At 67.1% G+C, this 12,009-nt stretch carries 11 protein-coding genes; all 11 read right to left on the reverse strand.

Annotated elements, in window-relative coordinates:
• Window positions 1-116: 116 nt before the first annotated feature.
• The 11 genes from ACZ6DT_RS39295 to ACZ6DT_RS39345 all read right to left on the reverse strand — a co-directional run bounded on the left by ACZ6DT_RS39295 (window position 117) and on the right by ACZ6DT_RS39345 (window position 11,564).
• A complete protein-coding gene (locus ACZ6DT_RS39295) occupies window positions 117-1,085 on the reverse strand; it encodes a hypothetical protein (protein WP_465604887.1) in 969 nt (322 codons plus the stop codon).
• A 132-nt stretch (window positions 1,086-1,217) separates the two neighbouring features.
• Entirely contained in the window at window positions 1,218-1,739 is a 522-nt protein-coding gene (locus ACZ6DT_RS39300) for a hypothetical protein (RefSeq protein WP_465604890.1), read from the reverse strand.
• Window positions 1,740-1,770: 31 nt separating this feature from the next.
• Complete coding sequence (locus tag ACZ6DT_RS39305; RefSeq protein ID WP_465604892.1) at window positions 1,771-3,036, reverse strand: MCE family protein; 1,266 nt, start codon at window positions 3,034-3,036, stop codon at window positions 1,771-1,773.
• The gene (locus ACZ6DT_RS39310; RefSeq protein WP_465604895.1) at window positions 3,036-4,241 is read right to left on the reverse strand and encodes an MCE family protein; all 1,206 of its coding nucleotides are present in this window, start codon (window positions 4,239-4,241) and stop codon (window positions 3,036-3,038) included. The genes ACZ6DT_RS39305 and ACZ6DT_RS39310 overlap by 1 nt, the downstream gene beginning before the upstream one ends.
• Complete coding sequence (locus tag ACZ6DT_RS39315) at window positions 4,238-5,416, reverse strand: MCE family protein (protein ID WP_465604898.1); 1,179 nt, start codon at window positions 5,414-5,416, stop codon at window positions 4,238-4,240. Before ACZ6DT_RS39315 ends, ACZ6DT_RS39310 begins: the two co-directional genes overlap by 4 nt.
• Window positions 5,413-6,399: an MCE family protein gene (locus ACZ6DT_RS39320; protein WP_465604901.1), complete on the reverse strand. Its 987-nt coding sequence runs from the start codon at window positions 6,397-6,399 to the stop codon at window positions 5,413-5,415. The genes ACZ6DT_RS39315 and ACZ6DT_RS39320 overlap by 4 nt, the downstream gene beginning before the upstream one ends.
• Window positions 6,396-7,427 carry an MCE family protein gene (locus ACZ6DT_RS39325; protein WP_465604904.1) on the reverse strand — a complete coding sequence of 344 codons (1,032 nt, stop codon included), beginning with the start codon at window positions 7,425-7,427 and terminating at the stop codon, window positions 6,396-6,398. Before ACZ6DT_RS39325 ends, ACZ6DT_RS39320 begins: the two co-directional genes overlap by 4 nt.
• Window positions 7,424-8,767: an MCE family protein gene (locus ACZ6DT_RS39330; protein ID WP_465604907.1), complete on the reverse strand. Its 1,344-nt coding sequence runs from the start codon at window positions 8,765-8,767 to the stop codon at window positions 7,424-7,426. The genes ACZ6DT_RS39325 and ACZ6DT_RS39330 overlap by 4 nt, the downstream gene beginning before the upstream one ends.
• The gene (locus tag ACZ6DT_RS39335) at window positions 8,764-9,600 is read right to left on the reverse strand and encodes an MlaE family ABC transporter permease (RefSeq protein WP_465604910.1); all 837 of its coding nucleotides are present in this window, start codon (window positions 9,598-9,600) and stop codon (window positions 8,764-8,766) included. The genes ACZ6DT_RS39330 and ACZ6DT_RS39335 overlap by 4 nt, the downstream gene beginning before the upstream one ends.
• 3 nt (window positions 9,601-9,603) lie before the next feature.
• Window positions 9,604-10,356 (reverse strand): MlaE family ABC transporter permease, encoded by a 753-nt coding sequence (locus tag ACZ6DT_RS39340; protein ID WP_465604963.1) that lies wholly within the window; start codon window positions 10,354-10,356, stop codon window positions 9,604-9,606.
• Window positions 10,357-10,394: 38 nt separating this feature from the next.
• Complete coding sequence (locus tag ACZ6DT_RS39345; protein ID WP_465604913.1) at window positions 10,395-11,564, reverse strand: ABC transporter ATP-binding protein; 1,170 nt, start codon at window positions 11,562-11,564, stop codon at window positions 10,395-10,397.
• Window positions 11,565-12,009: the final 445 nt, after the last annotated feature.

Below are 12,009 nucleotides of genomic sequence, written 5' to 3' on the forward strand. Positions count from 1 at the left end.
AAGCGCCGGGGAGTTTTCCTTTGTGGTATTTTGGTCCCGTAAAGGAGTCTTCACCGTAGGGTTGGTCCGGGTGAGTTCTGGCCTCCCTCCACCGCCCCAACCCCGATCCGGGCGTGCTACTTGGAGGGGGCAGGGGAAGCGGGGGGTGAGGCGGGGGCCGAGGGAGCGGCCGGGTTGGGCGGAGCGGCGTAGGTGTTCATCGCCGTGATCTTCCACTTGTCGCCCTGCAGTTCCGCGTTCAAGTGCAGCTGCGCGCTTCCGGCGGTGGTCTTGTTCGTGTCGGACCGCGTCGAGCTCTGGTCGACGAACACCATCACGTCGGCCCGGTCGCCTTCCAGCCGGATGACGGCGCTGCGGGTGACCTTGCAGGTCACGACCATCTTCTGCTGCGGAGCCAGCCGCTTGACCTCGCCCATCAGCAGGTTGTACTTCGCCCGCACCTCGTCGTTGACCAGCAGATCGCCGGCCGCGGTCTCGGTCTTCGCGATGTTGTTGTAGTCGTACGAGAACAGCGCCTCGGTGGCCTTCGCGACCTGGTCCTTGACCTGCGCGGTCTTCGCGACGTCCAGCAGCGCCGTGTTGTTCGTCGAGCTGGACACCTCGTCGGCTTGGATCTTGAAGAGTACGGCGGTCGCGGCCAGCAGCAGGCCGACGACGATCAGCGCGCCCGCCAGGATCAGCTGACGGGAGCCAGGCTTCTTCTCGGTCCCTGAATCCTCCGAAGACTCTGAAGACTCTGAATCCTCCGAAGAATCACCAGCCTCGGAGGCGACCTCGGCCTCGGCCTCTTCGATGTCGTCCGGCTTCGTCTGAACTGCCGCACGCGCCTTCGCACGCGGGCTCGGCTTCGCGACGACCTCAGCTTCGGGAGCCTCTTCGACCTCTTCAGGAGCCTTGACCGCAGCGACCTCGGCCTCCGCGGGCTCAGGCTCGGCTTCAGGCTGAGGCGCGGGCGCAGGACGCGGAGCGGGCCGCGGCGACGGACGGCGGACCGGCGCCGGCTTCGCCACCGGCGTCTCGTCGACCTCCGGGACCTTGACCTCCGGGACCTTGACCTCCGGGACCTCGACCTCCGAAGCAGGCACTTCCGCGGCAGGTTCAGGAGACGCGGCGGGCCGTCGCAGACCGGCCACCCGGGGGCGGCGCACCGGCGGAGTGCTGCGAGGGGGCTGGCGACGGGAGGGGGGCACTACGAGGCTCCGTTCTAGGTGACGCTCTTACTGACCGGCCGCGACGAGGGGCACGTTGTCGATCCCGGACAGCTTCCACTCATCGCCCACCCGGGTCATCGAGACCTCCAGGCGCAACGCCTTCGAGCTCGCCTTGTCGCCCTGGGTGACCTGGGTGGAGATGGCGGCGAGGAAGCTCGCCTTGCCTTCGTGGTCGTCGAGTTCCTCGACCGCGATGTCCTGGATGGTGGTCACGACCTTGGTCTTCGCGTCGCCGAGTGCCTTGCGATAGGTCGGTTCCAGCTGCTTCAACTGCTCCGCCATCTTGTCGTCGGAGACGGCCTTCTGGCGGTTGAAGAACTCGTCGAGGTTCTCGAAGTCGACCTCGGTGTAGGCCTTGATCGCGGTTCCGCCCGCCTTGACCACCTCGTCACGCGAGCGCGCCAGGTCGGCGTTGTCGTCCGACGCGGCCACGGCCCACATGACACCGAAGATCGCCGCGGCGACGAAGGCGGCCAGCGCGAACGCCGCCGCACCCAGGACGAGGGTCCGCGATCGAGAAGAACTCATGACGCTCCAGGGTAGGTATACGGTCTCGGGCTCAGCCGGGCAGGCCCAGCAGCGTGCCGAGGGTGGGCAGGCTGACCCCCGGGCTCTGCAGGACGCTCGGCATGCCCTGCGCCGCGCGCAGGCTGGCCAGTTCCTCGGCGGAGCGGCCGGCGTTCGCCGCGACGTCGCCTTGCGACGGGATCTGCGGGACCCCGTTGTACGGCACGTTCTGCGAACCGCGCACGTTGATCGGGCTGCCCTTCGGCTCGGCGCAGTACGCGTCGTCCTTCGGCGGCCGAGGCGTCGTGTCGGTGCCTTCGCGGTATTTGTCGAGGCCGATGTAGCCCTTGGTGCACGAAGGCGGGTTGAACAGGTTGAGCGCGAGGCCCAGGTGCGCGGTGCCGTCGCTGGCGACGCTGTTCGCGCCCGCGGCCAGCATCGGGTAGGTCACCAGTCCCTGTTCGAGCCCGTCGAGCCGGGTCACCAGGAGGTTCGACGTCGTGAGCAGGTTCGCCGTCAGCGCGCCCAGGCCGGGGCCGGATTCGGCGAGCACCGAGCTGATCTGGTTCGCCACCTGCGGGGTGATCCCGATCAGTTTCCGGATGTCGGCGTCGGAGTTCTTCAGCGTACCGGAGAGCTTGTTGAGGTCCGCGCTGAACGATTTCATGGAGCTCGCCATGTCGTTCTGCGTCTCGAGGACCTGCCCGCCCTTTTCCAGCAGCTGGATGGTCTGCGGCAGGTACTCCTGCGCGGTCGTGGTGAAGCTCCGCGCGGTGTCGAGCAGCCGTTGCAGGTCCGGGCCGGTGCCGTTGAAGGCGTTGTACGACTCGTCGACGACCTTGCGCAGCGAATCGGTCGGCACCGACGCCGCGAGGCTGTCGAGGTCGCCGATGAGCTGCTCGGTGGGTACCGGCGTCTTGACCCTGTCGGCCGGGATGACCGAACCGGAGCTCAGGAACGGTCCCTTCTCGCTCTTCGGCCGCAGGTCGACGAACTGTTCGCCGACCGCCGACCGGTTCGCGACCACGGCGTCCAGATCGGCGGGCACCCGCGGGGCGTCCGGGGCGATGTCGAGGTCGGCTTCCAGTCCGGTCTTGGTGAGGCGCAGCTCGCCGACCCGGCCGATGTTGAAGCCGCGGTAGGTGACCTCGGCGTTCTGGAAGATGCCGCCTGACTGCTTGAGTTGCAGCTTCACCGTGTAGCCCTCGTCGCCGAAGACCTGGCCGAGTCCGGCGAACCGGATCAGCGCGTACACGATGGCGACCACGGAGATGATCGCGAACGCGACCAGCTGGATCTTCGTCCTACGGACCAGCATCAGCCGGCACCTCCCGACAGCACGCCGAAGATCCCGGCGGGTCCGGTCTGTCGCGGCTGCCCGCCACCCCGCGGCGCGCTCACCTGACCACCGGCCACCCCGCCGACGCTGTCCGGGATCGGCAGCGGCGGGTTCGCGCCCGGCCCCTCGGTGCCCCCGGTCAGCCCGGGCACCGGGATGACGTCCTGGAGCGGGTTCTGCCGGCTGCGGCCGAGGTTCTTGAGGATCTCGTTCAGGTTCAGGTCGACCTTCGCGAACAGGTTGAAGTAGTCACCCTTGACCCCGTCGTAGGCGGCGTCGCTGAACGGGAAGGTCAACAGGATCTCCAGCGCCTTGGGCAGATCCGCCCCCGCCTCGCCGAGTTTCCGCAGCGTCGGCTGCAACGCCTTGAGGTCGGCGACGAGGTCTTCCTTGCTCTTGTTCACCGTGTCGACGGCGACCCCGGAGAGGTGGTTGAGCGCGTTCAGCATGGTCACCAGCTGGCCGCGCTGCTGCTCCAGCACGCCGAGGCCGGGGCCGAGGTTGTCGACCGCGCCGACCAGCTTGTCCTTCTGGCCGTTCAGCGTGAGCGAGAGCCGGTTCAGCCCGTCGAGCGCCCGCGTGATGTTCGCGGATTGTTTGTCCAGGTTCGTGACCAGCTCGTTGGCGTTGTTCAGCAGCGCCTTGAGCTCCGGCGAGCGGCCGGTGGTGGCGTTGTTGAGTTCCTTGGTGATGGTGTTGAGCTGTTCCACCCCGCCGCCGTTGAGCAGCACCGAAAGCGCGCCGAGCAGTTCCTCGACCTCGACGCTGCGGTTCGTGCGGGCCAGCGGGATCACGGCGTTGTCGGCGAGTTGGCCCTGTCGGTCGGCGGGCGCCGCCAGCTCGACGTACTTCTCACCGAGAAGGCTCGACTGCTTGACGTTGGCCAGCGCGTTCGCCGGCAGCTCCACGTCGCCGTTGACCCGGAGGGTGACTTCGGCGTTCCAGCCGTCCTGGGTCAGCCCGATCGCTTCGACGCGGCCGATGGCGACCTCGTTGACCTTCACCCCGGCTTGCGGTGTCAGGTCGAGGACGTCCCGGAACTGCACCTTGACCGTGTACGGATGGTCGCCGAGTTCGGCGCCGCCGGGCAGCGGGATGTCGTAGATCCCGCTGAACCCGCAACCGCTCAACGTCAGCGCGGCGACCGTGCCGACGGCCGCGAAAGCAAGTTTCTTCTTGATCATGGGGCCGCCGTTCCATAGAGCTGACCGGCGATCGGCAGCGGAAGCGGCGGCAGCCGGCCCGCCTGCGAGGACTGGATCACCTGCGCGATCGACGGCAACGGCACCAGCCCGTCGACCAGCCCGGCGATCCCCTTGCACGCGTCGCCCAGCACGTCGAGCGCGTCCGGGGTCTGCTTGAGCAGGTTGCACACCATCACCAGCGGTGGCTGGGTGAGCTCGTTGAGGTTGGCCCGCGCGTCGAGCGTGCCCGAGGAGGCGTTGTAGGTGTTGACCAGGTTCCCGAGGCCGACCGGTGCGACGTCGAGGATCTCGGCGAGCGCGCCGCGCTGGTCCACGAGCACCTTGGTCACGCTGGCCAGCTTGTCCACATTGGACTTGAGCCGGTCGCGGTTCTTCTCGATGAACGCCTGCACCGCGGTGAGCGTGTCGGACAGCTGCTTCACCGTGGCCGAGAGGTTCTCCCGCTCCCCCGCCAGGAAGCCGCTGACGTCGGCGAGCTGCCGCTCGAAGTCGCGGACCTGCGAGTCGCTGTTCACCAGCGTCTGCGAGAAGGAGCCGAGGTTCTCGACGGTCTTGAACAGGTCGTCCTTATTGCCGGACAACGTGCCCGCGGCCTGGCCGAGCTTCGTGATCGTGTCGTGCAGTGCCTGCCCGTTGCCGTCGAAGTTCTTCGCGGCGGTGTCGAGCAGGTTCGACAGCGAACCGTTCTTGTTGGCGCCGTTGGGCCCGAGCGCCTTGCTGACCCGGGAGAGGCTGGCGGCGAGTTCGTCGACCTCAAGGGGGACCTCGGTGCGGTCGAGCCCGATGACGGCGCCGTCGGCGATGCGCGGGCCGCCCTTGTAGGCCGGGGCCAGCTGCACGTAGCGGTCACTGACCAGCGACGGCGACACGATGATCGCCTTCGCGTCGGCCGGCACCGCCACCGAACGGTCGTATTCGAGTTCGACGCGGACCTGGTCGCCCATCGGCTGGATCCTGGTGACCTTGCCCATGTCGACACCGAGCATGCGGACGCTGTTGCCTTCGTACAGTCCGACGGTACCGGCGAAGTAGGCGGTCACGTGGTTGCGGCCGGCGTCCTTGAGCGTCCACCACAGCGCGCCGGCGACCACCAGCGCGAGCACGATCGCGATGGTGAAGCCACGTGCGAGACCGGCTGAAAGACGGGTACTCATTTCTCGTAGCACCCCTTGTCGTTGATCGGCCCGAACGACGGCAGGACCAGTCCGCAGATGTAGTTGTCGAACCAGCGGCCGTTGCCGATCGTGTTCGTGAACACCCGGATGAACGGCGCGAACCGCGCGATGCCCTGGCCGAGGGCGTCCTGGTTGCGCTGCAACATGGAGGTCAGCTGGTCGAGCTGGGTGAGCACCGGGTCGAGCTGCGCGTCGTTGTCGTCGACCAAGCCCTTGAGCTGGGTGGCGAGGTTGCGCGAACCGTCCAGGAGCGCGGAGATCGCCTCCTTGCGGCGGGACACCTCGCCGAGCAGCTTGTTGCCGTCGGCCAGGAGCTTCTGGAACTCGGCGTCACGGTCGACGAGCGTCTGCGAGACCTGCCGCGTGTTCGCGAGCAGGTTCGCCAGTTGCGAGTCCCGCGAGGCGATCGTGTCCGAGAGGCGGGAAAGGCCGTTCAGGGCGCCCTTCACGTCGGCAGGGGTGTCGGCGAAGGTCTCCGTGATGACGTCGAAGCTCTTCGCCAGCTGCGTCGTGTCGATGTCGTCGACGGTCTGCGAAAGCCCGCGGAAAGCGTCGAGAACGTCGAACGGCGACGCCGTGCGCTCGCGCGGGATGGTCGCGCTCGGGTCGAGCGTGCGCTGCCCCTGCGGGTCGAGCGCCAGGTACTTCTGGCCGAGCACGGTCTTGATCTTGATCGCCGCGCTGGTCTTGTCGCCGAGCCAGGCGTCCTTGACCTTGAACGAGATCCGGACCTTGTCCCCGTCGAGCTTGATCTCGGAGACCTTGCCGACCTTCACTCCGGCCACCCGGACGTCGTTGTCCTCCTGCAGGCCGGAAGTCTCGCTGAAGTCCGCGCTGTAGGTCGTCCCGCCACCGATGACCGGCAGGTCTTCGGAGTTGAGAGCGGCGATGAAACCGAGCAGCAGCACCGAGACGCCGACCAGCGCGATCGGGATCGGGTTGCGTTTCCGGAACGACTTCATGCCGTGCACCTCGCCCGGTTCACCGGCAGCAGCGGAAGGTTGATCGGTTCGTTGATCAGCGGAGGCAGGGCGACGGCTCCCGTCAGCTCACAAGCGAAGAAGTTGAACCAGGAGCCGTAATCGGCGGTGCGGGTCAGCGCCGTCACCTTCTGCGGCAGGAACTGGATGAAGTGCTCGACGATCGGCTGGCTGTCGTTGAGGTTCTTCGTCAGCGTGCCGAGCGCGGCGATGTCCTGCTTCAGCGGCTCACGGGCTTCCCCGAGCAGGCCGGACGTGGTCTGGGCGAGGGTGCCGAGCGACTCGATGGCGTCGCCGATCGGCTCGCGGTCCGCGGCCAGCCCGGAGACCAGCTGCTGCAGTTTGACGATCAGGTCGTTCAGCTGCGGGGTGTGCGCGTTGACCGTGTCGAGCACCGAGTTCAGGTTGTCGATGACCTCACCGATCACCTTGTCCTTGTCGGAGATCGTGGTGGCCAGCGACGCCGTGTGCTTCAACAGGCTTTCGATCGTGCCGCCCTCACCCTGCAGGACCTGGATGACCTCGTAGGACAGCTTGTTGATGTCGTCCGGGTTGAGCGCGGTGAACAGCGGCTTGAACCCGTTGAACAGCTGCGTCAGGTCGAGCGCGGGCGTGGTCCGCTCCAGCGGGATGTTGCCGCCGGGCTCCAGGGTCTTCCCGGAAGAGTCGGTGCCTTGCCCGAGCGAGACGTAGCGCTGGCCGACCAGGTTCCGGAACTTGATCTGCGCGGTGACCCCGGCGGGCAGCTTGCGGCCGGCGTCCACCTCGAACTCGACCTCGGCCTGGCGCCGGTCGACGATGCGGACGTCCTTGACCTGCCCCACCCTGACACCCGCGATACGGACGTCGTCGTTGGGCAGCAACAGGGTCGCGTCGCTGAACCGTGCCTTGTAGGCGTTGGTGCTGGTGGTGTTCACGTTGGCGATGCTGATCCCGAGGATCGTCGTGAACAGCACGGTGACGACGATGAAGGCGCAGAGCTTGATCAGCGGTGCGAGCAATCCCCTCACTGGACGTGCACCTCCGCCCCGCGATAGAGCGGACCGACGAGCAGTGAGCCCCAGCCGGGCACGTCCGAGGCGGACATGCCGACCTGCGGGGCGACCAGCCGCGCGAGGAAGTCCGATTCGGACGCGCTGTAGGACGGGCTACCGCCGGGCGCTCCGCCACCGTTGCCGTTGTAGCCGCCGTAGTTCGCGAAGCCGTTCGACGGCGAGAGACCGTCGTTCGCCGACCGCGCCGGTGCTTTGACCGTGCTGCCGTCCTTGATCGGACCGTCCGGCGGGTACTGCGGGAACGGGTCCGGGAACTGCTTCAGGTCGTAACAGCGCGGACCGCGTTTGTCCTCGAACCTCGGCTCGTCCTTGCCCGGCAGGTACGGCCCGCGGTTGACGGTGATCTCGATGGTCGCGTGCAGGCCCGGCCGGCCGGTGCCCTTGCCGAGGGCCTTGTCGATCTTCGGCAGGTTGGCCGCCATCTGCCCGATCACACACGGGTACTCCGGCGCGTACTTCGCCAGCAGCTCCGCCGTCGGGCGGGCGGTGTCGGCGAGCCGGATCAGGTTGTCGGCGTTGTTCCGCAGGAAGGTCTGGAGATCGACCGAGGCCTGGGTGACGCTGCTGTAGAGGTTCGCCAGGTTCACCTTCTGGTCCACCACGGTGCGGGTGGTGGTGCTCAGGTTGTCCAAGGTCTGCACCAGATCCGGGGCGACGGCGTTGAGATTGTCCGAGAACTTCGCGAGTTCCTTGAGGTTCTGCTGGAGCTTGGGCTCGTGCGGGTTCAGTTCCCCGACGTAGCTGCCGAGCTGCGCGAGGGTGTCGCCGAGCTGGTCGCCGCGGCCGTTGAGCGCGCCTGCGATCGCCGAAAGCGTGCTCGACAGTTTTTGCGGCTGGACGGCCTGCAACACCGGCATCAGATGGGCGAAGGCCTGCTCCAGCTCGACAGCGCCGGACGTGCGGTCCTGAGTGATCACGTCGCCCTCGGCGATCGTCTTCTCCGAAGGCGCGTCCGGGATCTCGAGGGAAACGAAACGCTCACCGAACAACGTCTTCGGCAGGAATCGCGCGGAAACGTTCTGAGGGATCAGCTTCGCCGACTCCGGATTCAGCGCGAGGGTGAGTTCGGCGCCGTCCGAGGTCGCGGTGATCTCTTTCACCGAACCGACGATGAGGCCGCGGACCTTCACGTCGGACTGCTCCAGCAGCTGGTTCCCGATGTTGCCCGACTGGAGCTTCACGCTCACCACGGGCGTGAACGCGCGTTCGTACAGCGCGATGCTCAGCGCCACTCCGCCGATGAGCACGGCGACGAGCAACAGACCGAGAAGCCTGCGCCGGACTGTCGCGATCATCCTGCGATCCTCACCGTGACGTCGGTTCCCCAGATCGCGAAACCGATGAAGAAGTTCATGATGGACACCGTGACGATGCTCAGCCGGACCGCCTTGCCGACCGCCACGCCGACACCGGCGGGGCCACCGGTGGCCCGGTAGCCGAAATAACAATGCGACAGGATGATCAAGACGCTGAACAACAGCACCTTGATGAACGAATACAGCACATCCTGTGGTGGTAGGAACAAGTCGAAGTAATGGTCGTAGGTACCCGCTGACTGGTTGTAGATGTAGATAACGACCAACCGGGACGCGAGATACGAACTCAGCAGGCCGATGACGTACAACGGGATGACCGCGACGAAACCGGCGATGATCCGCGTGGTCACCAGGTACGGCAGGCTCGGGACGCCCATGACCTCGAGCGCGTCGATCTCCTCCGAGATCCGCATCGCGCCCAGCTGGGCGGTGAAACCGGCGCCGACGGTCGCCGAAAGCGCGAGACCGGCGACCAGCGGGGCGATCTCCCGCGTGTTGAAGAACGCCGTCAGGAAGCCGGTGAAGGCCGAAGTGCCGATCGAGTTCAGCGCCGAATAACCCTGCAGACCGACGAGTACACCGGTGAAGAGCGTCAGGCCGACCATCACGCCGACGGTGCCGCCGATGACGGCGAGCGAGCCGGAACCGAAGCTCACCTCGGCCAGCAGCCGCAGAACTTCTTTCATGTAGCGACGCAACGTCCGCGGCGTCCACAGCAACGCGCGGCCGTAGAACGACATCTGGTCGCCGAGGTTGTCCAGTGTCTGCAAAGGACGGTTGGCGACCCCCTTGGCGCGGGCGAGGAAGGTCATGCGTCAGTCCAGCTTTCCGGGCACGATCTGCAGGTAGATCAGCGTGATCACGAAGTTCACCACGAACAGCATGAGGAACGTGATGACGACCGACTGGTTCACCGCGTCCCCGACGCCCTTCGGGCCGCCGGACGGGTGCAGTCCCCGGTAGGAGGCGACGACCCCGGCGATGAAGCCGAAGATCAGCGCCTTCAACTCGCCGACCCAGAGGTCCGGCAACTGGGCCAGCGCGGAGAAGCTCGCCAGGTACGCGCCCGGCGTCCCGCCCTGGAGGACGACGTTGAAGAAGTAACCGCCGAGCACGCCGATGACACTGACCATGCCGTTGAGCAGGACCGCGATCAGCATCATCGCGAGCACCCGCGGCACGATCAGCCGCTGCACCGCGGAGACGCCGAGCACCTCCATGGCGTCGATCTCTTCGCGGATCGTCCGCGCGCCGATGTCGGCGCAGACGGCACTACCGCCGGCGCCCGCGACCAGCAGCGCCGTGACCAGCGGACTGGCCTGCTGCACGGTGGCGAGCACCGACCCGGCGCCCGTGTAGGACTGGGCGCCGAGCTGGCGGGCGAGCGAACCGAACTGCAGCGAGATGACCGCGCCGAACGGGATCGCGACGAGCGCCGTCGGCAGGATCGTGACGCTCGCGATGAACCAGGCCTGCTGGATGAACTCCCGCAGCTGGAACGGGCGCTGGAAGATGCCTCGAACGATGTCGAGGCCGAGAGCGAACAGGTTCCCGGTCTCGCGCAACATGCCGATCCCGGGGATCTTCGCCGATGAAGCGGAAGAGCTCACGCGCCACCTGACCCCGGATCTTGTGGCCGCAAGCGGTGGTTGCCCGCTCTCCCGGGGTGCGGGAGGTGGGCGACCTGGTCGTCGGGCAGCTGCCCCTGGTGATGGTTCGGCAGCGAGCTCTCGGCGGGCGCCGACCGGTGCCCGGCGGTCGCGAGCCGCTGCGGGCGGACGCCGTAACGCTGCTGCTCCTCCGGGGAGAGCGACTCGATGATGCTCTCCTGCGCCTCGGGCGGCAGGCCGTGCAGGATCTGCATGACCCGGTCCTTGCGGCGGACCGCGCCCATCCGGGTCGGTACGCCGGGCGTCGGCTGCATCTGCGGTGGCACCCCGCTGACGTCCTCGACACCGCCCGAGTGGTGACCGGCCTCGAACATCGCGCGCTCCGCGGCGAGCTGGGCCGAGTCCTTCTCCTCGCTCATGCCGATGGGGCCGTCCATCTTGCCGTTGAGGAACTGCTTGACGACCGGCTCCTCGCTGGTCAGCAGCACCTCACGCGGGCCGAACATGACCAGTTCCTTGCGGAAGAGCATGCCCAGGTTGTCCGGGACGGTGCGGGCGAGGTTGATGTTGTGCGTGACGATCAGGAACGTCGCGTCGATCTGCGCGTTGACGTCCAGGAAGAGCTGGGAGATGTAGGTGGTGCGGACCGGGTCGAGGCCGGAGTCCGGCTCGTCGACCAGGATGATCTGCGGGTCCAGCACCAGGGCGCGGGCGAGACCGGCGCGCTTGCGCATACCGCCGGAGATCTCGCCGGGCAGCTTCTTGTCGGCGCCGTTGAGACCGGTCATCTCGAGCTTCTCGAGCACGATCCGGCGGACCTCGGTCTCCGACTTCTTCGTGTGCTCGCGCAGGGGGAACGCCACGTTGTCGTAGAGGTTCATCGAACCGAACAGCGCGCCGTCCTGGAAAAGGACGCCGAAGAGCTTGCGCACCTCGTAGAGCTGGTGTTCGGAGCACGTCACGATGTCGACGCCGTTGATCATGCAACGGCCACGGTCCGGCTTGAGCAGACCGATCATCGACTTCAAGAAGACGGACTTACCGGTTCCGGACGGACCGAGCATCGCCGAAACCTCGCCCGGAGGCAGGGTCAGCGTGACGTCCCGCCAGATGGCCTGCTTACCGAAGGACTTCGAAAGACCTTCGATGACCACCTCGGCACCCATCGCACCTCCAGGAGCTGTTCCGCGTCGTCGCGCACTGCCGTCCCGTGCCACTGGCCCGGGAGGACGCATGCGTTCGCGCAGCGATACCCGCGTCAACCAGGTGCAACGAGCTGAGTGCGAACAGGTTACTCACGAGTTTTCTTTTCTGGCCAGACCCGCGGGTAACTTTTCGCGCAGTCCGCTGTCGGCACGTGCACCGCTTGCAGCACCGTAGTGCACGTCACTCCCGATCGCAGATCCACAACGGACCCTCCCAGGCCGGGGCGGTATCGCGTCGCGTTTAGCCCGCTAAACGCAGGTCAACGGGGGGCGCCAGTCCCGGCTCACTGGCGCCGCCCCGGGGCGCGTTTGGGGGGCTGAACGCGACCCGGGGGACTGGGGGTGCTTCGGGCCGTCGTGGTGGTGCGCGTCGAGCGTGAGGGGGTCAAAACGCGCCAGGCCGAAG

It is taken from the genome of Amycolatopsis sp. NPDC041971, assembly GCF_055588925.1.

Bases quoted from the DNA above. Each gene is read 5' to 3' on its own strand.
- ACZ6DT_RS39315 (WP_465604898.1), bottom strand. From the start codon at position 5,416: ATGAGTACCCGTCTTTCAGCCGGTCTCGCACGTGGCTTCACCATCGCG.
- ACZ6DT_RS39345 (WP_465604913.1), bottom strand. From the start codon at position 11,564: ATGGGTGCCGAGGTGGTCATCGAAGGTCTTTCGAAGTCCTTCGGTAAG.
- ACZ6DT_RS39330 (WP_465604907.1), bottom strand. From the start codon at position 8,767: ATGATCGCGACAGTCCGGCGCAGGCTTCTCGGTCTGTTGCTCGTCGCC.
- ACZ6DT_RS39310 (WP_465604895.1), bottom strand. From the start codon at position 4,241: ATGATCAAGAAGAAACTTGCTTTCGCGGCCGTCGGCACGGTCGCCGCG.
- ACZ6DT_RS39340 (WP_465604963.1), bottom strand. From the start codon at position 10,356: ATGTTGCGCGAGACCGGGAACCTGTTCGCTCTCGGCCTCGACATCGTT.
- ACZ6DT_RS39335 (WP_465604910.1), bottom strand. From the start codon at position 9,600: ATGACCTTCCTCGCCCGCGCCAAGGGGGTCGCCAACCGTCCTTTGCAG.
- ACZ6DT_RS39320 (WP_465604901.1), bottom strand. From the start codon at position 6,399: ATGAAGTCGTTCCGGAAACGCAACCCGATCCCGATCGCGCTGGTCGGC.
- ACZ6DT_RS39300 (WP_465604890.1), bottom strand. From the start codon at position 1,739: ATGAGTTCTTCTCGATCGCGGACCCTCGTCCTGGGTGCGGCGGCGTTC.
- ACZ6DT_RS39305 (WP_465604892.1), bottom strand. From the start codon at position 3,036: ATGCTGGTCCGTAGGACGAAGATCCAGCTGGTCGCGTTCGCGATCATC.